Consider the following 20150-nt stretch of genomic DNA (forward strand, 5'->3'; position numbering starts at 1 on the left):
CAGTCGGCAGAACAGCCTCTACTGGGTCAGTTTTCGGTCAGCGGCAACACTATGACGCCACTAATGGTCATTTGACGCTGGAGCTGAATTTTGACTGGCAAGGAGAACAGGATGAGGAACGCCCCTGGTCCGGCAACGAATTCAACATCGATGCCGTGGTGACACTGGTGTATCGCTACAAGGGCTGGAAGCTGCACGAGGAGCATGGATTGGAGATCATCAGCTCCGAATCAAATAGGGACAGTGAATCGTACTTCGAGTAGTTTTCTGCGACGAGTATGAGCCCTACTCAGGGTTGTATCAGCGATATCGTTCGTTTTTGCTGATGCAGCCGTGAGCCTCATCCCAGGTCTGCGTCCACAGAAGGTGGGCGTTCTGATTCAGGGCTGTACTGGAGCAGATCACCCAGCTGGCAGTGCAGTCCTTAACAAAATCAGGCGTTAGATGCGGGTCAAGCATCATTCTGGTTACGGATGAATAAGCGCATTATTGGGCAAGGCAGCAAATGGGTGTTCTCCGTTATCCCGAACAAACTCAGTAAAAACCTCACAGAAAAGGCCCATAAGGGCCTTTTCATAGTTTCACCGAGATTACTTCGAGAGCCATGACTCCACGGTGGCAGCGCCATGCTCTTTCTTCCATTCCTTCAAGGTTTTGTGGTTTCCGCCCTTGGTTTCAACGGATTCCCCCGTATGAGGGTTCTTATAGACCTTCAGTTGGCGAGGCTTACGGCTGCCGCCTTTGACTTCTGATACAGGGGCACGACGAACTGGCTGGGGGTCAAGCAGATTGATCACATCGCGCAGGCTATATCCATACTCTGCTAGCAAAGCGCGCAGCTTCGATTCGAATTCAATTTCTTTCTTAAGACCTGCGTCACCCTTCAACGCTTCTAGCGCGCTTAGCTGCTCGGCGAGGTGTTTTTCAAGCTGGCGGAACTCTGCGAGTTTAGACATGACGGGCCTCTTTTTAATAGTTCTACAACACTACCATAAAAACGGTTAGTGTCATCATCGTTAGAACCAAGGGCGCTCTAGATTCACTATTGGAATCATACGGTTTTATTGTAACCGTCCGGCCAGCACCCTCTGCTGACAGCCCTCCGAATTGGCCAAGATAGTGGACACCATTTTTTAGTGGACACTATCTTGGATATCATTGCCCCAGCCCGTCGACCCGGTCGTCGCCCCAACTTCCCGCCAGAGTTCAAACGCAAAGTTGTCGAAGCCACGTTCCAGCCTGGCGCCTCCGTGTCGTTGATCGCTCGTGAGCATGACGTCAATGCCAACCTGGTCTTTCGCTGGCGGCAGCAATATCAAGAGGGCTTGTTCGGCCCGGCCAGCCAGAGTGCAACGCTTTTGCCTGTCCAGGTGATCGAGGCGCCAATAGATTTACCGCAAGTCATTCAGTCACCGCCTGAGTGTCATTCCGTGATCGTTGTTGAGGCGGGAAAAGCCAAGCTGCGCATCACTGGCACGCCTGACCCGCAGACCCTGCAACTCATCTTGCAGCAGTTACTGCGATGATTGCTCCGCCCGCTGGAACCCGCATCTGGATCGCTGCCGGCGTCACGGACATGCGCCGTGGCTTCGACGGTTTAGCCGCACTGGTGCAGACTCAGCTTGAAGCCGATCCGTTCTCCGGTCAGATCTTTGCTTTTCGCGGACGGCGCGGTGACCGGATCAAATTGCTATGGTGGGACGGCGACGGGTTGTGTCTGTTTTGCAAACGGTTGGAACAAGGACGCTTTGTCTGGCCGCAAGCAACCAGCGGCAGCGTGTCGCTGACGGCTGCGCAGTTGTCGATGCTGTTGGAAGGCATTGATTGGCGCAGGCCAATTCGTACAGCACCCATCCTCGCGGTCTGACTTGCCACGCTGAAAAAATCCCAAGTAACATTCGGTCATGACGCTCGCGACCGACTCTTTGCCTAACGATCTTCAAGCCTTGAAGGCTCTGGTCTCTGCCCAGCGGGCAGAGATTGAGCGCTTGAAAATGATGATCGCCAAGCTGCGTCGTATGCAGTTCGGTCGCAGTTCCGAGCAACTGGACGCCATGATCGACCAACTCCAGTTGAGCCTTGAAGAGTTGCAAGTCAGCCAGACTGAACTGACACCACCAATCGAACCGCCCCCTCGCGTCGTCTCTCGGCGCAAGCCGTTGCCTGAACACCTGCCTCGCGAAATTCACGTCCATCAGCCCGAATCGCAATGCTCCGGTTGCGGTGGGAAACTTCGCCATTTGGGGGAGGATGTGTCTGAGGTGCTGGAGTACGTCCCAGCGCGTTTCAAAGTGATCCGCCATGTTCGCCCCAAGTGGGTTTGCCGCTGCTGCGAGCACATCGCTCAGGTGCCGGCACCGAGTCGCCCGATAGCCCGAGGCCTTGCAGGCCCTGGGCTACTGGCCCACGTGCTGGTCTCCAAGTTTGTTGACCATTTGCCGCTGTATCGGCAATCCGAGATCTACGCCCGTGAGGGCGTGGATCTGGAGCGCTCAACTCTGGCCGACTGGGTCGGCCAGAGCAGTCAATTGCTCAGGCCGCTGATCAACACCCTTGAGCGTCATGTCATGAGCGGCCATAAAGTTCATGCCGACGACACGCCGATTGGTGTACTTGCGCCGGGCAACGGCAAAACCAAAACGGCTCGCCTATGGACATACGTGCGGGACGACCGACCTGCCGGTTACACGACACCGGCGGCGGTCTGGTTTGCCTACTCCCCGGATCGCAAGGGGCAACATCCCCGTGCTCATCTCAAGAGCTTCAGCGGGATCTTGCAGGCTGACGGCTACGCCGGTTTCGCTCAGCTGTATGCTGCAGGCAGCATTCAGGAAGCCGCCTGCTGGGCTCACGCCCGCCGCAAGTTTTACGATGTCTACAAAGACCAGGCTTCACCACTTGCCAGTGAGGCGCTGCAACGGATTGCGGCCCTGTATGCCATCGAAAGCGAGATCCGCGGACAACCGCCAGATCATAGAAAAACGGTTCGGCAAAGTCGGGCGAGTCCACTGCTGGAGCACCTGCACGCGTGGCTTAACCAGACGCTGGCTCAACTGTCGAAAAAATCGACATTGGGCGGTGCAATCCTCTATGCCCTCAACCGGTGGCAGGCTTTAACGCGCTACTGCGATGACGGCCGAATCGAAATCGACAACAACGCCGCCGAACGGGCGCTGCGCGCCGTCGCGCTGGGCCGCAAAAACTACCTGTTTGCCGGTTCCGATGCCGGCGGAGAACGAGCGGCTGCGATTTACAGCCTGGTGGGTTCGGCCAAGCTCAACGACCTGAACCCGCAAGCCTATTTGACACACGTGCTGGAGCGCATCGCCGACTACCCAATCAATCGGGTCGACGAACTGCTGCCCTGGAACGTTTCTCTCACACTGACTGAATTCTGCGAGGCTGCCTGATCCATGGTTAAAACTGTCCGTTTACCCAAACCCGCCCCCGACCTGTTGCTGCTGCACATTGAGCTGAAGTGGATCACTCCGACGATCTGGCGTCGGTTCGCGGTGCCTGAAAACATCACCTTGGGCAAACTGCACCATGTCATCCAGGTCGTGATGGGCTGGAGTGATAGCCATCTGCATGAGTTTGAAATTGCCGGTGAGAATTACGGCATGCCCGACCCTGATGGTTGGGGGCCGACGGTAAACCCTGAAGCCCGTAAAACGCTGATCAAGGCGCTGAGCGGAAAGCGGACATTTAATTATCTCTACGACTTTGGTGACAGTTGGCATCACAGTATCAAGGTCGAAAAGACGTTACCGGCGGTTGCGTGTCCTCAGGTGCCGTACTGCATCGATGGCGCCAATGCTTGCCCACCGGAAGACGTGGGTGGCGGGCCTGGTTATGAGGACTTTCTGGAGGCCATGGGCAACCCCAATCATCCAGAGCATGAAGACATGGTTGAATGGCATGGCGATGTTTTTGATCCGGCGGCATTTGAGTGCGAGCGCGTGAATCAGTGGCTTAAACGGATTAAGGTTTGAGTTGCAAGGCGGTGTAGTTCGGACGCTTACGTTTTATTGTGGACGAGCCTCACTTTTAATTTCTCCAAAATATTGAACAACCTTTTCTTTAAAATGGCACGTCATCCTCCTCAAAATAAGGAGGACGGATCTCTGGTGGAACAATGGCTGGGGCCTGATTCCAAGGCAAATCTTCATCACCATTTGCTACTGGTTCTGGTTCTGGACGGGGTGTGGCCCAAGCACCAAAATCTGCATCACCCGACTGTGGTTTTGGATTAACGAGAGGGGCTTTAATCATCGTAGGCATTGATATGCTACCCCCAAATACTATTGCAGTTTGTCGAGGTAATCCCGAGATACGTTTTATCTCTCTTTTATCCGCCCACTCACTAGCAGACTGAATTGCAGCCAAATCTTTGTCAGATGTAAGTCGAAATGAAATCCAGTTATTGCATTGGGATAATACCGTAGGTGAAATTTCCGAAGGACGCTGAGTACTTAGCCATAGTGCCAGCCCAAACTTTCGCCCCTCCTTCGCCAAGCGCTCATACGCTAGAGCGTTATCATTTGCATCCTCACCTGATCCTACTTGACGCAGATAATGGTGAGCCTCCTCCAATACTAGCAGGGTCGGAACTTTGTTTTCCTGCCCACGTTTAAAAAGCTCGTAAGCGTAAAGTTCTAATAACGCCCCTAAAATGAAGGGACTTAGGTCATGAGACAAATGGCGCAGGTTGACTATATGCATACGCCAAGGCTCTTCTGCTCCACCAAATATACGCTCCACCAGCCTTGTCGATTCCCTTTCCCAATTTAGCACTCCAGGACCGCCTCTCCCCTCTCCACCGTTGACATCCACAACGTCACAAAACATCGGGTCTTCTGCAAAGCGATGGATACGCGTAACAAGTGGAGAGACATTTGAATAGCTAAATGAATCGCGCACTACTTGGCCGTTCCTCGGTTGAAGGCTATGACTCTCCGCTACAAGTGCGGCTAAAGCCGCCATAGGAGGCCAATGAGTAGCGTTATGAGCTTGACCACCGCGTATCTGCCGCATTCGAGTATCGGCTTCTAAAGCACCTTGCTGGCGACAGTCATCGAATAGATATGCAATGTTGTCGTTAGCGAGACCCGCACCACGCTGTGCGGGAAACCACCTGATCTGGTGCAGGTGTTCTAGTGCGAATGTCAAAGCTGGTCGTTGTGTCTTCTCACTTGGGATTAGAAGGCGGTGCAGGCCGCTACGGCCGAGAGCATAGTAGGGGATCTTAAATGCATCTTCGCCCTGCCCGCCAAGCGTGGTGCACTTTACAGCCCCTTCTGGTAGATCAGGGAGATCAAATGCGCTTGGATATTCACCATTAATATCAAAAATGACAATACGTGCACGTGGCAGCCGCAGGATTTGCTGAAGAACCACGGCTGTGAAACAACTCTTCCCTTGCCCTGAGCTTCCGAGGACCGCTACATGTCGAGATACTAAATTTTCAAGCCCCACTATCAAGCTACCACCACCACGAAGATCTTCACCAAGTTTGATAGGAACGCTATCCTCCCCCTCATTTCCGAGAATGGCCGTCAGTTCTTCGCTGGTCAAAGGATATGCTTCTGCGCCTAAAGGTGGATTTGCTAAAGAGTCGCTAATAAATTTAATTACACCTTCTTCCCTTCCTAACCTTCCGACAACAACCCCTGAAACATTTCGTAGTGGCTCCGTTTGATGAGTGCTTGATCCTATTCCTTGGCGGTGGGCTTCTCTAGGCTCATCAAAACTCAGAGACAACACCTTCATCACCAACGCCCGACTACCCGAGTCCAGTACAAGTAGGCTGCCTATTTCAGTCACTGCTGAAACACCTTGAGCATGCGACGCAAGCTGTCCACGATGCATATCCAGAAGATTCAATGTGACATCAGAACCATCAATTCTGACTACGTAGCCTACCGGTAGACGACTCCTCATCATGCTTCCTCCGCTGGAGCATCTGTAGCCCTAAGAGCCTTTTCTAGTTTCCTCAAATCCTCATCGTAAATCAGCGGGTCGGGCAGGTGACGGGCTAGTGAGTCCACATACGCAGAGGCCGCGCCGCCGCCTACCACTGTGACCCGTGGGTTCTTCAACGAAAGCAATTTGCGAAGAGCTGGAGGCAATGCCAAATCCATTGGGTCGCCAGTGAATCCCGATGCATAAATCACTAATTGTAAAGTCGGGTTTAACAGTGCCGAGCGGATGAGTCTGTTTATATGCTCATCGCCAAATCCATATCCACAGAGTATCAAGCATGTCTGCGGTTTGTTCATGAATTCCGCGAATCTGCGAAATAGCTCACCGAGCACATAACCTACCGTATCCATATATTTCGCGGCTCTCGGCATTACCATCAGCCCGAGTTCTGCTCCCTCCCGCTCAGCCATAAACTCTGTAATTCGTTGGTGTGCTAACGAAGCGGGAATCTCAAAAACTTGGCCGCCCTCTTCTCTCCAAGTCAATGATCCATGTAATTTGGCCAGATAGATGTTGTACACACCAAACCTTGCCTCCCCCCTAGCTTGTGTATTGCGAAATCCAAGATCGAAACTCTGGGGAGAAAAACGGCGGGCATGGACTCCCAAAAAACCATTCGAGACTTGCAGGTCAATGGACTCTGCCGCCCACTCGATGGCGAGATCATAATTGGTGGTGAAAATCCAAGGCGAAGATTGACCAGGCTGCCTTGCTGAAACCAGTTTTTGCAAAATCGTTCTCTGGCTTGCGAGACGGGTTTCGTCTGACTCGACACCACCAGGAGAAATCCACCAAGCCTCCTGCAACAGCGCAGCACTCACAACCGTTCTATACAACGCCGCACGGGAGGTTTTGAGATCGGCGAGGTTTTGTAACTCTTCCTGTTCATCAGGAGCTAAACCAACCAGTTCGTCCTCGTCAATGAGTCCTGCTTTTCTGGTCCAGTCGGATAGCGCTATTTCCAGGCTATCTATCAAGCGCTCAATATTGGGGGTTATACGGTCTTGAGCTACTACAGCTTCCCTGGCAATGAAACCATGTTCCACTAGCCATTCAGCATCATGCAGGCAAGCAGCTACAAAATGGTTCCATAGGGCGATCATAGTAAATCCACCCGCAGCCACCGAGGCCCCAGCCCCGAGCAACAAACCAACGTTTTCTAGACGTAGGAGTGATGCAAGGTGAGCCTGAAGCTCTACTTCGTCAGCTAAAAGTGAAGCTCCACGTATGGCGATAAAAGGCATCCTGACCCCCAGGGAATAATTCCATTCGTTGTGCAATGACAAGCAACTCAAATCGCGAGCAACTGAAGCTCAGCAAGCGTAGTCCGAAGCTGATAATTAGCCACCCTGTCGCGGTGCCTGCGTCCTAGCCGCTTGACGCCAAAACCGGCTCCTAAGTACTAATTTTTACGCTTAAGCATGGCACTCGTAACAAAACGATTCGAGCGTGAAGCGCAGTTTGTATGGGGGCTCTAGAGCGAAATTTACGTGTACGTACGAGTCGTACCGTACGTGCATTTTTTTAGGAATTGATAGGCAAGGCAAGCCGAATAGTGGATGTAACCCCCAATCTAACCACGAGTTGCCCCTTTTGAAGCCACGAGCGCAGAATGCAAGCTTCGGCTGGGGGAAAGCGCTTGGCTCAGATCAAGCGGCGTCCTCGGCGACTTCTATTTGAATAATAACCACAGCAGCAATCCAGGAGTTTTGGTTGCATGGAAAGCATGAGCTATTTTCCTCGACATCTTCGCATCATGAATGAAGCCGATCAGGCACAAAAAGTCGATGAGCTAGACCTGATCTCCATGCAAGGGCCAAAGGTCATACTCGGTGAGCCAGGCATGGGGAAAAGCGAGTTGATTAGGGAGCTGGGGCGCAGGTTAAACGTCCGGCCAATTTCAGCAACCCGCTTCATGCACCACAGCCGTCCGGATTCATTCGTGATCGACGGAAAGCCTTTGCTGATTGACGGACTCGACGAAGCGATGGCACGTCGGGACGGCGATGCAGTTGATTTAGTTCTATCGAAACTTGAGGAAGCGGGATCGCCAGATTTCATTCTGTCCTGTAGAGCAAGAGAATGGCAGTCACGCAATGAAAGCAACATGCGCCAGATCTACAACGTCGATCCTAAGGTTTTAATACTAGAAGCCCTTTCCCGGCCAGAAGCTGAAGCTTTTTTAAGGCAACGTCATCCGACGATAGATGCTGAGCAAGTGCTAAGCCACCTAGAAACCAACAGCATCGCGGAACTGTATTCAAATCCGTTAACACTTGGGCTGATTGGTCGTGTTGCGCAGTCGGATACAGAGCTACCTCCCACGCGTGCAGATTTATTTGACCGCGTTTGTAGACTTATTTGGCCTGAACACGACTCTGACAGACAGGATCTAGGTCTCGGGTCAATCACTGAAGATGAAGCGCTTTCGGCCGCAGGGGCAATTGCGGCGGGGATGCTGCTTTCTGGTGCAGATGCTGTGAGTCTTGCAAGCCCGCTCCATTTAGGAGAGGGCGAAATTCGATTAGCAGACCTCTCCATCCTGCCTGGAGGTAGTGCTGCAAAAGAAGTATTTTCCTCAAAGCTTTTCCAAACTACCGGTGTGGGGTTAGGGAAACTCTGAAAAAGACTTTCTGATTTGGCAAAATACCGCGACCCCACCCACCGAGTTTCCCGATGAAGCAGATGACCTTCGCCGACGCCGAGTACGCTGGCAAGCGCAAGCAAACCCGCAAGGAGTTGTTCCTGATCGAGATGGATCGGGTGGTGCCGTGGAAGGGCTTGATTGCTTTGATCGAGCCACATTATCCGAAAGGTGAAGGTGGCCGTCCGGCCTACCCGTTGATGGCGATGCTGCGTGTGCATCTGCTGCAGAACTGGTTCGGCTACAGCGATCCAGCGATGGAGGAAGCGCTGTACGAAACCACGATCCTGCGCCAGTTTGCCGGGCTGAACCTGGAGCGCATCCCCGACGAAACCACCATTCTCAACTTCCGCCGCTTGCTGGAGAAACACGAGCTGGCGGCCGGCATCCTCGCTGTCATCAATGGCTATCTGGGCGACCGCGGCCTGTCGCTGCGCCAGGGCACCATCGTCGATGCAACGCTGATCAATGCGCCCAGTTCGACCAAGAACAAGGACGGCAAGCGCGACCCGGAAATGCACCAGACCAAGAAGGGAAACCAGTATTATTTTGGCATGAAGGCCCACATCGGCGCCGATGACGAATCGGGTCTGGTGCACAGCGTAGTGGGCACGGCGGCCAATGTGGCGGATGTCACCCAGGTGGACAAATTGCTGCATGGCGACGAAAACGTGGTCTGCGCCGATGCAGGCTACACCGGTGTCGAAAAGCGGCCCGAGCATGAAGGACGTGAAGTTATCTGGCAGGTGGCGGCACGCCGCAGCACCTACAAAAAACTCGATAAGCGCAGCGTGCTGTACAAAGCCAAGCGCAAGATTGAAAAGGCCAAGGCTCAGGTGCGCGCCAAGGTCGAGCATCCGTTCCGGGTAATCAAGCGCCAGTTCGGTTACACCAAGGTGCGCTTTCGCGGCTTGGCCAAAAACACGGCGCAACTGGTGACACTGTTCGCTCTGTCGAACCTGTGGATGGCGCGCCGACATTTACTGACGAATGCAGGAGAGGTGCGCCTGTAATGCGGGAAATGGCCACCGGAGTGGGGTCCGGGTGGCGAAAACGTAAGAAATACTCGTCGAATTGATTGTTTTTTGATCATTTGGCGAGTTTAAAAGTTGCGCTAGGTGGTATGCCGGGGAAATACATGGCTACTTCAGACCATCCTTAGCAGCGCCAATTCACCGTGTGATTGCTGAATACCTTGGCGCCCGCTGGCTAGCTCAGGAAGCAAAAACCAGTAGAGCACAACGCCGGTTGTTGCAGCAGCTAAACGGTGCTGGGAGCGTTCCATCTAGCCTGCGCGGTCTACATGCGTGGATTGCATTTCATAGCTCATCGATGGCGAATGCAGTTATCACCGCTGACCCCTTTGGCGTGCTCCGTTATGGAGACACAAACAAAATAACGGCAGAACAAGCAGAATGCATGTTTGATGCACTCAACGCTTTAGCTGATGAAGACCCTTATTTCAGGGCGCAAGACTGGCAAAGCCACGCAGCAGTAGGCCTGATGATCCCTAAGCTACGGGACAGGATCCAAGCTTTAATTACCTCTACTGACAGCAACACTCATCTGCGTTCTCTGCTGATCGAAGGGCTGAAAGGGACCCATATGGCTGGAGATCTCGCAGACTCATTGGAGTCTATCGTTTTCTCCACAAACCATTTTTACGGCGAGCGTGCCGACGCCTATGCCGCACTAATCCCATACAGGGATAGATTCTGGTCGCAAGCAGCGGTAGTGAGGCTGATCAGCCAGTGTACCAACGATAGCGCCCGACTTGCAGAGCAAGTCATTGACGTAATTGAAGGCGACGTTTCGGATGAGGTCTTCACATCAACCCTGCTGGCTGGTATGGGCTTATCTTACTGCCCCCTGCCTAGACTCCCGACAAGTAGAACAATTTCCCGTTACCGTTATCGAAACTTGGGAAATTCTTTACATTTAAGCCGTTTACCTAATGTACTAGACCTACTCACAGATTTTACAGCAATGATGGATGGTTTGGACCATAACGGACCTAACGATCTTGCTCAATTCATCGCCCTACTAATCCACCGGCTGATCGAGCAATGCCCTCTCTCCTGCTCAGGACCAACCTTGTGGAAATGGTTAGGAGCAATGCGTTATCAGTACGGCACACTTAACGAAGACGCAAAAGCACTCAAAAAAATCCTTGATACAAATGATTCGCTTCGACATTCGATTCAGTTCCACGCTCTTTATGAAGTCCGTCCACGAGGATCTTTTTGGACAGTCTCTTTCGAACTAGACAATCGCATGCTCGGCCTCACACTCGAAGACACTTTGTGGTTCTTGGAGCAACTGGAGGGCTGCGACCTTCATGACCCATCCCTCCGTCAAGATTGGCAGGACCTCATGGCAATTGGGATTCGACGGCATGGGATGAGCGAGGAATTACGCGAAACGGCCCTGAAATTGCGATGCGATGATCAGGAGCTTGAGCTTTTTATCCATCAACTCGTAAATCCCGAAAAACCAAGTTGGCAAATAGATAACGAAAGGAGGGAGGCAATTCAGAAAGAGCGAGAACGTCAGTATCACGAAAAGGACCGCCAATATTTTACAAAAATGAAAGCATCCCTGCGGGCCGGTGACCTAAGCCAAATAATCACCCCAGCAAAGGTTTATCTAGGCGTGGAGTACGTTTCAGTTGGATCTTCGAATGGAGTGGATGCACTGAGAGAATGGCTGGGAGATGAGCTAGCTAAAGACTCGCTTACGGGTTTTGAAGCGGTACTCCATAGAACAGATCTTCCCTCACCGTTGGACGTAGCTCAAAGTTTTGCCGAACATCAGATCTATAATTTTTGCTATCCCATAATGGCGGGATTACTTGCAAGACAGCGATCCAAACGCTCGATCGAAGACGTAGCCCCAGATACACAAAAAATTGGGCTGTTGCTTTGCCTAGGTGAAAGCTTGTTGGCATCAGGAGATGAAATTTCGGCGCTGAGTGAAACAATTTCGCTCTCTGTGATGCATGACGCGCAATGTCGAATCGATTTCGCTACGCTTTGGCTTGAGCCGTCACTCAGAGCTGGCGAGGAGCACATATCCGGACTGCATAAATTTCTCAATGAGGATCAGTGGAATACCAGCAGCGTTGTGCTCTCGCAGCGCTGGCTCATGTCTATGGAAAATCTGCCTGACTCCATTGAGTCCGACCTGATCGATTGCTTAGTACGGGCCGAAGAAATTGCCCCGCTAGCGCAGATTGCTGAGCATCGTGCAATGACGCCTTTCCGTGATCAGGATCAGCTTCTAATGTGGTTATCAGTTGATGTGCTGGCAAGATTCTCAGTTGTGATGCCAGATCTTTCTGACATTGGCATTAACAATCCTGAATTCATCTGGCTATTGAGGGACCGGTTCGAGATCAAGCGGCACGGTTCGATGAGCCCTGTGAGCGTAGCGCAAGCAAAATGGGTGATCGCACAATTTCGCACGAGCTGGCCATACTCGGTCTTACTGGGAACAGGGCATGGCACCCATAATCCGTACGACGCCACAGACTTCCTAAAAGCGCTAATTAACCGAATAGCTAATGATACGAGTGCGGAAGCCAGTGAGGCCCTTAGGGACCTTATAGCAGCACCTGTCGATAGCTATAGCGAATTGATTCGCCACTTGGCGGCAGAACAGAAACAGGCAAGGAGTGAAAAAGAATTCATTCCCATATCACCGAAAAGCCTTGGGCAAATATTGACTGAGGGGGCACCGTCGAATGCAGAGGATCTTAAATCCCTGGTGATGGAAGAACTGGCGGTGGCTCAGAAGATTTTGTCAGGTGATGAACTTGATCAAGCTCGTGATTTTTGGCAGCACGACGGTGTGCCTTACGATGAAAACCGTTGCCGCGACCGTCTAGCCGCACTCATTGGACCTGCGCTTTTTCACTATGGGGTATTGCGGCTTACTGAGGCGGACATGCCGAACACTAAGCGCGCAGACCTAGCATTTGCCTGCGGGCAAATACAATTGCCGATGGAAGTTAAGGGTCAGTGGCATCCTGAGGTTTGGGACGCAGCGACAGTCCAACTCGATCAAAGATATCTAATAGATTGGCGTTCAGATGACCGGGGAATCTACTGCGTGCTTTGGTTTGGAGATCTACCAACAGCATCAAGAAGAAGGCTTAAGAAACCACCTGAAGGCTTCGACACGCCGAAATCGGCAGACGACATGAGGACGCTCTTGATTAGCCGCATTCCGGAACACCGCCGTACGCAAATAGATGTGGTGGTTCTGGACCTCACTGCCGGCAAGCCAAAACCAAAGCCGGAGCCAGAGCCAGAGCCAGATAAAAAACCAAAGGCAAAAGCGAAGCCGAAGCCGAAGCCGAAGCCAGGAAAAAAACCAAAAGATACGAGTGCCCCTTCTTTATGAAGGGGCAGCCCCGACAATTGCACCAAGCGATCTAAATGGATTTAAGCCGGATGGCCGCAAAAGTCACGGACTGATCCTGACAACAGGTGGAATATTGGTAAGCCGCCGTTAATTTAGATCAACGCCGCTCCGTGCTTACCGATTGCTGCCTCTAATTAGAGGCAAAAATCAGCTCAAGGGGCGCTTAAAATCGAAGGAATAGCGTCACCATTTAGGCAGTCTCCCTATGCTAGATGATCCTGGATCAATGCATTCTTCGAGGTATGAAGATGGGGAGCGTTCATCGCTCTTGAAGGGGGGGATTGTAGGTTCGTGGGTCCTCAACGCATTCGACGTAAACAGTTCGACTCCAGATTGAGAAAATCCCAAGTAAGATATTGACTGCCTAAGCAACTGTTTTTGTTACTGTTATTGCCAAACGACAACAATACGTACTTAAATTCCTCTTTAAAATCAACATTTTATAAATTCACTCGATAGACTACTCAAAGTGATGGCATAATGCTATTTTCAGACACCTCACAAAAAAAGGACTTCGAGATGAAAAAAGTCGTTATCTATCGAGCTAAATGCTTGGAATGCAAGCATGAATGGACCAGTAAAGCTGGTTACGGAACGCCAAACTGCTGTCCTAAACCACAATGCCGGAGTCCTCGGATTCAAAGCAGCCCTATAGGCTGATAAGAGTGTCTAGGTCCTTCGGCAAACGCTCGGTGCTCTCAATCGGTATCAAAGGAAGCAAGTGATATGGCCATGAAAGCCAAAGGTGTTTGTCCTTATTGTCAAGAAATCGTGAATGCGGTCGTTATCAAAGAAGGTACGATTAGGCGGGATAAGTGCCAGTGTCCGAAATGTAAGGAATCAATGTACGTCTGTAGAGCGCCTGGCTGCGATCACTATGTTAAAAACGGAAAGATATACGATGACGAGCTATGCCCATCTTGTACTAAGGGCATCGTTTCCACTGTCAGCTCCGTAGGTATGGTGGCGGTTACAACAGCAATTTCTATTGCTGTGGCCAAGAAGTTTGATAAGTAACGATGCAGCATTGCTAGTCTCGTCGGCGTAGCTTACCTACTAGAGTAATATTTATCGTCTTATTTTAAGGAAAAATATGTCACTTTCAAAAAAGCTAGAAGAACAAGCGACTTGCCCTCACTCACATCTATCAAAAGAAGTAATATTCGGTCAAAAAACCGGAGACAATATCTGTAGTGCTTGTGGTGAAACCTTCATGCGCAAAGAGGAGATACTGCCTCCAGAACACAGATGTTCAATTATCACGTCAATCCACGCACTCCTTATAGCTTTACGGGCAAACCCGAAATTAAAGCTAACATCCAATTACGAAGCAAATTACATTGGGATTTATGAGTGGGCGCTAGTAGACTCCGAAAACAAAATCGTAATACCGATAATGGCCAGCGTAGCTAATGAAGCAATATCGGCTGACTTAGTTTAAATTTAACCATGTGCCAAATTGCTCAACTCGCTATCTGGAACAGGCCAATCTTAAAGGATGAAAGTGCACACCAATGGAATTAGATAAACTAGCGATTAAAAACTCTTCTTGGACATGGGATACGCTTCGAGATTCAAGACAGATTGGATTTCAAGTTGGCGAAGAATCAGTAACTGATTTTGTTATTTTAAACATGAAGAAATGGGGAGCGGGAAAACTCATTGTAGAGACGTTTACTCGCCACCAAGAATCCATCAATGGTTCAGATTGGGAGTGGTGGTTCACCGGCCCAAGTGGGCGATGGCTGGGGATGAGGGTTCAGGCGAAAGTTCTTAACTTTGCTTCAGAAAAATTTGAGCACCTACATTACAGCAACAAAAATGGTAGTCAGGTTGATTTACTCATAAATGATGCAAAAGCAAATGGGCTTATACCTCTTTATTGCATGTATTCAAATTGGGATACAAAAAAATACAAGCCTAGCTGGCAGTGCAGGACACACAAACCAACGGCTCGTCATTATGGAAACTCAATTCTCAGTCCTATTAAAGTAAAATCGCTGCAAGCGAGTAAAGAAACTCGACTTTCTCAAATTATAAATCACTTGCAGCCCATGCATTGTATTTTCTGCTGCAAAGGATTTGGTGGTGTGGACTTACCTGAACGAGCACTGAATTATATTAATGGTACAGGGCTCCTAGAGAACGTAAGTGAAATTGATAACGTGCCTTCTCGTGATTTCTTGAAATCCCAGGCACCTCACTACGTATATCAACTTCTTGAAGGAAATTTAGAGGCTGATTTTCTTGATCTGCACGACGACAGATTAAAGCGCGTAACTGTGGTTCGAGAAATTGAGAAAGCTGGGGAGCGGTCGAACGTTTCCATCAACGACCAATCTAAAATCAGAGCTGAATAAACTGTTTTTAACGAGGACGATGCTAGTTCAGAAAACGTCTGTTATTTCTGCCAACTCACCGGCTCATGGCCGAGGAAGAACGCCTTGGAGATATGGCTGAAAAACTTCTCTGGAGACTTCAGCCCTGTCTTCGCCTGCTTTCAAATAATTTGTAAAAAAGGCGGTTGCCGAAACCCAGCTCCCGTACCTCCCTTGTGAGGATTTTTTCGGAAAATCTATAAGTTAGTATGGAGTTCAACTTCAGCCCGACATTGCTCGTCGTGCCAGCTCTTCCACGCTTCCTGCTCGCGACTATAGGTGTCGGGGCACACGATCCTAGACCTAACCAAGTGGATATCTTCAGGATCGCTTGAGAAGATGTACCGGTCAGCGTGCTCAATTATTATCTTCCGTATTAGCTTGGCCATTTCAACATCCAACACTGTTCCGCGAGCCCATGAACGCTTACCTATGGAGCTATGGAGCATGTGTTTGGGACTGAGTGGCAGGAGAATATCTACGTTCTTCACTCCCCAGCCGCCACCAAAATCGTATTTGGACGCATCCTGATAGTTCAGGCGGATAAGCGGATTGTCCGACGTTGGCCAACTAACGCCATCTGGCGCTCGCAGAATAGTCCAACGTTGCCGTGGAAGACGTTCAATGGTATTGGTAAGGAGATGCTTAATATTCCAAAGCCAAAGTTCTCTGCCAACAACTGCCCTCGCTTGTACTCGCCCACCACCGTCTGGAAGCTTTTCAACGTTTATTTTCACGGGAAAAGTTTCTGAGGTGTTTGCCTGATTGCTTAGGGTTAATAAACCTAATTCGACAGATTCTTCCAATTTATCAATTGAATTCTCTAACGTTTCGTTGATAAATGACTCCAGCGTTCCGCGTTGCCGAGCGAGAAATTCTTTTAGCCGCGCGGGAGTGCGTAGATCCTGCGCTACAGCGAACCGCGTTAAGCTATTCCAATGTTCAGGAGACATCCGCTGGTTATTGATGGCGAGAGAAATCGCCTCCTGTGCCGGGCTTTCAAATTCTCTACCCAGCCATTTCTCTATTTCATCGGATGCACCTAGTCCAGCTACAGACGTGTAGAGGTGGCTTTGATAGGCAATACCTTTGAGACGTTGGTCAATCCACAGCGGGTAGCTTGCACTTGGTACAAGAAGTCGATATGTCGAAATTTTTCCTTCCTTCGCCCACTGCTTCAGGTAGAGCTTCGGAACGTAGTGGTTTTCCTTACAAAATTGCATCATTGCCCCCCTCGGGTACGCAGGTGCTATGTACCTGAATGCAAAGTAACAAATGTTCTTCCCGATAAGCCTACACAGGGCCTTGCCGGTAGCGCGTTTACAACGCGACTCAGTATTTCATAGCCGAAGCCGATCTCCCTGCCAAAATCAGGTTATAAACTCTGGCCGCACAGCTTTGAGTGTGTGTGAGACATCCCGAATAACCTCTGCACATAATCGGACAAATCTGTCGTCAACCTCAACGAGCGTCGCGATCTCTGACACGTCACCTTCAGAGAAAAAATGCTCTCCCGGCAGCTTCACTCTGAAATTCAACTCCCCGGCCTTTTCTACAAGCTCATTATAGCTGCGACCTTGACCGTGTTTGAGCACGTTGATAGCGCGTCGCAGGTCAGAGAACATCTCCTTGAGAGCAATTTCATTTTTCTGCTCCAATATTTCTCCAGCCTGCTTGAAGCCGTCTTTGCAAGCCAGCCCACGCTGCAACGTGGCTTCAAATATCGAGAACATTCCTACAGCCATAATTACTCTTTGTAGCCGTACCATCTGAAGCGTTTTAACAAGCGGGGTTGCGGCACTAGTTTGCATTGCATCGCTTGCCCTTTCGTTTGCCTCGGTCAGAGCTGCAAGCGTGAACGCGGTGCTTCGGTCTACGAGATCCGTAAAGGTGTGCATGGGTCGTCCCTCGGTTTTTAGAGCTTTCGAAGATGGTAAACTGCGTCTGATGCAGGGACCTCGCCAGGTTGAAGGTAAGAAAATCGGCATATCCCCCTGCTTCCGAGGCGTCAAAAATTAAGAATTTCCGCCGTAACCTTAACGAACCATAAATCTCTCTGACAAAGGTAGCGCCCTCCTCCCTGATATCCTCTGGGATAAATCGAGACGCGCAATCAGTGCAGCTATGATTACCTCTGACAGAATGCCACCATCTAGGAAAAATTCAGTATTTTTTAGGGACGAGATCGCGTGGCTAGACCTGCAATTCCAATGGAAATTCAAAGGGCGGTATTAATTGAAGCTGGCCATCAATGCGCAATTCCTGCCTGCCGACATCCAAGGGTAGAAATCCATCATATTACTCCTTGGGCCAACTGCAAAAAGCATGAGTACCACAATCTCATTGCTCTTTGCCCAAACTGTCACTCTCGGGTTCACAATGGTGAGATTGATCGGAAGTCACTGATCAAATATAAGTCGGCATTGGTTTCAGCTATTCGCGACTTAGGTGACTCTGCATTCAGTCACCCCATCGTTGAAATTAAGCGGCGCATATACTCAATCGACACAAGCCATTCGGACGTTTACTTTGACTTTGAGTTCCCGGACTTCTGCAACACAGATGTAATTATCGCTTCGAAAAATATAGAAGCCTGGGGCAAAGAACTACTGGACTGGCATACCGCTACAGCCGAAAAAAATAAAAAGGATGCAATTGATAATGGCTACAATCTTCTCGGGACTTACTTGACTGGGAGATATGAAGTCAATCGACGCGATGCGTGTGTCTTAAGCGTACGATACACAATTCATGGTTATTTGGGTGGTGCGCATGGTTATAGGGAAACACGGGTTCAAAACTTTCTTCTATCACCTTTCTCCCCTTTAACTTTAGACTACCTACTAATTGATGAGGAGTGCTTGAATAAATTATCCAGCCTCATCAGAGAAAAGCTTACCAGAAGCTTCCCCGAGTTCATCGGAGACTGGCTCATGTCAGGCACAACACCCGAATCTATCGCCTCTACACCGTTTGTAGTAGGACTATACGGAATCGATTTTATTTTTGCCGAATATCAAATAGCTGGTTACGCACAAGGTAGCCCCGAGGTACATTTATCATTTTATGAATTAAACGGTATCGCCAAACAGGAAATCCTTCAACTTCTAGATAAAAATTAATCTACGGCACATTTCTGCATGAAAATTGATGACAAAGATTTATTGCATAGGAATAACTTTCGCCCCTTCCTAATCAAACGTAGCACCACAAATGTCTCAGGAGATAAAATTGAGTTCAAAATGGTTAAAAAAATCAACTCCAACTGAGCTAATCAATATAATACGCAACAATTTTGATATCACCTCAGAAGGTAGGGTCAGCTATAAAATAGAATCTACATTTTATTTTGATGCCCTTTTTAGTCTCGTTATCCACAGCCACGATATCGACAACGAGACACTCTATAAGTATTTTGAGACATCACTACAAAGCTGCTTTAAAAAAGACAAAATCTCTAAGCCAGATGACATCCTGATCGAGTTCGACAGAACAGCGAACATAAATAAAAGAACCTCAAACAACTATACACTTATTACTTCCATAAATATTAAGAATATCTATTCAATCCCACAAAGAAAAATTCACAACTGCACAATAACCTTCCACAACACCCTTCCCAAAAAATACCAATCATCCAGATCAAAGCAGTTAGCCCGCCATATAGAATATGACTTCAAAGAACAAGAAAACTTTACATTTATCACAGTAAAAACTAAAGCAATTAACGAGGCCCACGCCTTCAAAAATGCGATGCAAGCTACGGATATATTTAGAGCAATTTTACAGATAGGATTTAAAAAAAATATTCAGCTCCTTTCGACACATAAAGAAGATGAATACCCAACTAAAAGCATAATCCAATACGGACAAGTACATACTCTACATTCCGATAGCGGCAAATCCGCACACAACGAGATTTGGTATGAACCTATATACCAAAGTCGCAACGCATTAACCTTAAAGGCTCCGGAAAGAACAATTACGGAACTCACTAAGAAGCTCGACAAATTTAAAAAATCCCCCTATCAAGAACATGTCATTTCGGCGATGACTAGCTACGCAGATGCAATAGACAGTTTGGATATAGAGTTGCGTTTTATGAAGCTATGGTCAACTTTAGAAAAGCTCACCATGACCGACGACTCAACTAAACTGATTAAAAGGACAGCTTTCTTCTATCAAGAAAGGGCGCTACATGAAAAACTATTAGAGTCGTTGCGCTGCTCTCGCAATACACACATCCACGGCGGGAACAAACCAATAAACTTAGAATTAAAAAACTACCAACTATGCTCAATCATTGAACACCTTATAAACTTCACGCTAGCGAATCCTTTTAAACTATCCAACCGACAACAGATTGAAAACCTAATATCTTTTCCAACAGAGAGCAAAACTCTCAAAGCACAAATATCAACACTGAAAATGGTACAAAAATTTATTGGCGATCAACCTAACTAGCATGCATAAGCATACGCTAGCTATAATGCGTCATGGAATCTGGGCGTTCCGCAATTGTGTTCGTCTGGATCAACCATTAAAGCGAGCACCATTGCGCTATGGGTCGCCGGATCAGGTACGCTACTTAGCTTGGCGAGCAGGCTCAGGCCTCGACGATTCAAGTGGCTGCATCGAAAGATTTTACATACCAACGCCGACCTCAAAACGGTGCTTGCGTTTCCACGCATCCTGGATCGAATCGAGCCGCCCGCGCTTAC

Annotated in this window: 15 protein-coding genes and 1 pseudogene; 11 read left to right on the forward strand and 5 right to left on the reverse strand. The window is 49.3% G+C overall.

The window, feature by feature from the left end; genetic code table 11:
• Positions 1-71: 71 nt before the first annotated feature.
• Positions 72-263, forward strand: coding sequence for a hypothetical protein (locus ACYZUM_RS16895; RefSeq protein WP_473060879.1), 192 nt, complete (start codon positions 72-74; stop codon positions 261-263).
• Between the two features lie 327 nt (positions 264-590).
• On the opposite strand, the gene ACYZUM_RS16900 is transcribed toward ACYZUM_RS16895, so the two are convergent.
• Positions 591-956 carry a histone-like nucleoid-structuring protein, MvaT/MvaU family gene (locus ACYZUM_RS16900; protein WP_473060880.1) on the reverse strand — a complete coding sequence of 122 codons (366 nt, stop codon included), beginning with the start codon at positions 954-956 and terminating at the stop codon, positions 591-593.
• Between the two features lie 264 nt (positions 957-1220).
• Between ACYZUM_RS16900 and ACYZUM_RS16905 the strand changes: the two are divergent.
• The 4 genes and pseudogenes from ACYZUM_RS16905 to ACYZUM_RS16920 form a co-directional block, all read left to right on the forward strand.
• Positions 1221-1526: pseudogene (locus ACYZUM_RS16905) on the forward strand (transposase); the annotation flags it as partial.
• The gene (gene tnpB / locus ACYZUM_RS16910) at positions 1523-1867 is read left to right on the forward strand and encodes an IS66 family insertion sequence element accessory protein TnpB (RefSeq protein WP_048351026.1); all 345 of its coding nucleotides are present in this window, start codon (positions 1523-1525) and stop codon (positions 1865-1867) included. The pseudogene ACYZUM_RS16905 and the gene tnpB, both read left to right, overlap by 4 nt.
• Before the next feature lie 37 nt (positions 1868-1904).
• Positions 1905-3410 carry an IS66 family transposase gene (gene tnpC, locus ACYZUM_RS16915; protein ID WP_153380244.1) on the forward strand — a complete coding sequence of 502 codons (1506 nt, stop codon included), beginning with the start codon at positions 1905-1907 and terminating at the stop codon, positions 3408-3410.
• A gap of 3 nt (positions 3411-3413) precedes the next feature.
• Positions 3414-3992 (forward strand): plasmid pRiA4b ORF-3 family protein, encoded by a 579-nt coding sequence (locus ACYZUM_RS16920; RefSeq protein WP_473060881.1) that lies wholly within the window; start codon positions 3414-3416, stop codon positions 3990-3992.
• Between the two features lie 88 nt (positions 3993-4080).
• On the opposite strand, the gene herA is transcribed toward ACYZUM_RS16920, so the two are convergent.
• A complete protein-coding gene (gene herA, locus ACYZUM_RS16925) occupies positions 4081-5943 on the reverse strand; it encodes an anti-phage-associated helicase HerA (protein WP_473060882.1) in 1863 nt (620 codons plus the stop codon).
• Entirely contained in the window at positions 5940-7226 is a 1287-nt protein-coding gene (locus tag ACYZUM_RS16930; RefSeq protein ID WP_473060883.1) for an SIR2 family anti-phage-associated protein, read from the reverse strand. The genes herA and ACYZUM_RS16930 overlap by 4 nt, the downstream gene beginning before the upstream one ends.
• Before the next feature lie 473 nt (positions 7227-7699).
• Between ACYZUM_RS16930 and ACYZUM_RS16935 the strand changes: the two genes are divergently transcribed.
• From ACYZUM_RS16935 to ACYZUM_RS16950, 4 genes are all read left to right on the forward strand, one after another.
• Positions 7700-8605 carry an NACHT domain-containing protein gene (locus ACYZUM_RS16935; RefSeq protein ID WP_473060884.1) on the forward strand — a complete coding sequence of 302 codons (906 nt, stop codon included), beginning with the start codon at positions 7700-7702 and terminating at the stop codon, positions 8603-8605.
• A gap of 53 nt (positions 8606-8658) precedes the next feature.
• Positions 8659-9639, forward strand: a complete 981-nt coding sequence (locus ACYZUM_RS16940; protein ID WP_010466230.1) for an IS5-like element IS1384 family transposase — start codon at positions 8659-8661, stop codon at positions 9637-9639.
• 406 nt (positions 9640-10045) lie between these two features.
• Positions 10046-13030, forward strand: coding sequence for a hypothetical protein (locus ACYZUM_RS16945; protein WP_473060885.1), 2985 nt, complete (start codon positions 10046-10048; stop codon positions 13028-13030).
• A gap of 1535 nt (positions 13031-14565) precedes the next feature.
• Positions 14566-15411, forward strand: a complete 846-nt coding sequence (locus ACYZUM_RS16950) for a DUF6615 family protein (RefSeq protein WP_473060886.1) — start codon at positions 14566-14568, stop codon at positions 15409-15411.
• A 215-nt stretch (positions 15412-15626) separates the two neighbouring features.
• Here the strand turns inward: ACYZUM_RS16950 and ACYZUM_RS16955 are convergent, their stop codons facing one another.
• Entirely contained in the window at positions 15627-16655 is a 1029-nt protein-coding gene (locus ACYZUM_RS16955; protein WP_473060887.1) for a DUF4238 domain-containing protein, read from the reverse strand.
• Positions 16656-16799: 144 nt separating this feature from the next.
• Positions 16800-17327 carry a hypothetical protein gene (locus ACYZUM_RS16960; RefSeq protein ID WP_473060888.1) on the reverse strand — a complete coding sequence of 176 codons (528 nt, stop codon included), beginning with the start codon at positions 17325-17327 and terminating at the stop codon, positions 16800-16802.
• A 291-nt stretch (positions 17328-17618) separates the two neighbouring features.
• Here ACYZUM_RS16960 and ACYZUM_RS16965 point away from each other — a divergent pair, with 291 nt between their 5' ends.
• Both ACYZUM_RS16965 and ACYZUM_RS16970 read left to right on the forward strand, forming a co-directional pair.
• Positions 17619-18551, forward strand: coding sequence for an HNH endonuclease (locus ACYZUM_RS16965; protein ID WP_473060889.1), 933 nt, complete (start codon positions 17619-17621; stop codon positions 18549-18551).
• Between the two features lie 109 nt (positions 18552-18660).
• Complete coding sequence (locus tag ACYZUM_RS16970; RefSeq protein ID WP_473060890.1) at positions 18661-19893, forward strand: hypothetical protein; 1233 nt, start codon at positions 18661-18663, stop codon at positions 19891-19893.
• The last annotated feature ends 257 nt before the right edge of the window (positions 19894-20150 follow it).

The organism is Pseudomonas sp. m6p, from assembly GCF_055760375.1.

Coding starts and splice junctions, on each gene's coding strand:
- ACYZUM_RS16960 (WP_473060888.1), bottom strand. CDS start 17,327: ATGCACACCTTTACGGATCTCGTAGACCGAAGCACCGCGTTCACGCTT.
- tnpC (WP_153380244.1), top strand. CDS start 1,905: ATGACGCTCGCGACCGACTCTTTGCCTAACGATCTTCAAGCCTTGAAG.
- ACYZUM_RS16955 (WP_473060887.1), bottom strand. CDS start 16,655: ATGATGCAATTTTGTAAGGAAAACCACTACGTTCCGAAGCTCTACCTG.
- ACYZUM_RS16900 (WP_473060880.1), bottom strand. CDS start 956: ATGTCTAAACTCGCAGAGTTCCGCCAGCTTGAAAAACACCTCGCCGAG.
- ACYZUM_RS16935 (WP_473060884.1), top strand. CDS start 7,700: ATGGAAAGCATGAGCTATTTTCCTCGACATCTTCGCATCATGAATGAA.
- ACYZUM_RS16945 (WP_473060885.1), top strand. CDS start 10,046: ATGTTTGATGCACTCAACGCTTTAGCTGATGAAGACCCTTATTTCAGG.
- ACYZUM_RS16950 (WP_473060886.1), top strand. CDS start 14,566: ATGGAATTAGATAAACTAGCGATTAAAAACTCTTCTTGGACATGGGAT.
- ACYZUM_RS16940 (WP_010466230.1), top strand. CDS start 8,659: ATGAAGCAGATGACCTTCGCCGACGCCGAGTACGCTGGCAAGCGCAAG.
- herA (WP_473060882.1), bottom strand. CDS start 5,943: ATGATGAGGAGTCGTCTACCGGTAGGCTACGTAGTCAGAATTGATGGT.
- ACYZUM_RS16930 (WP_473060883.1), bottom strand. CDS start 7,226: ATGCCTTTTATCGCCATACGTGGAGCTTCACTTTTAGCTGACGAAGTA.
- tnpB (WP_048351026.1), top strand. CDS start 1,523: ATGATTGCTCCGCCCGCTGGAACCCGCATCTGGATCGCTGCCGGCGTC.
- ACYZUM_RS16920 (WP_473060881.1), top strand. CDS start 3,414: ATGGTTAAAACTGTCCGTTTACCCAAACCCGCCCCCGACCTGTTGCTG.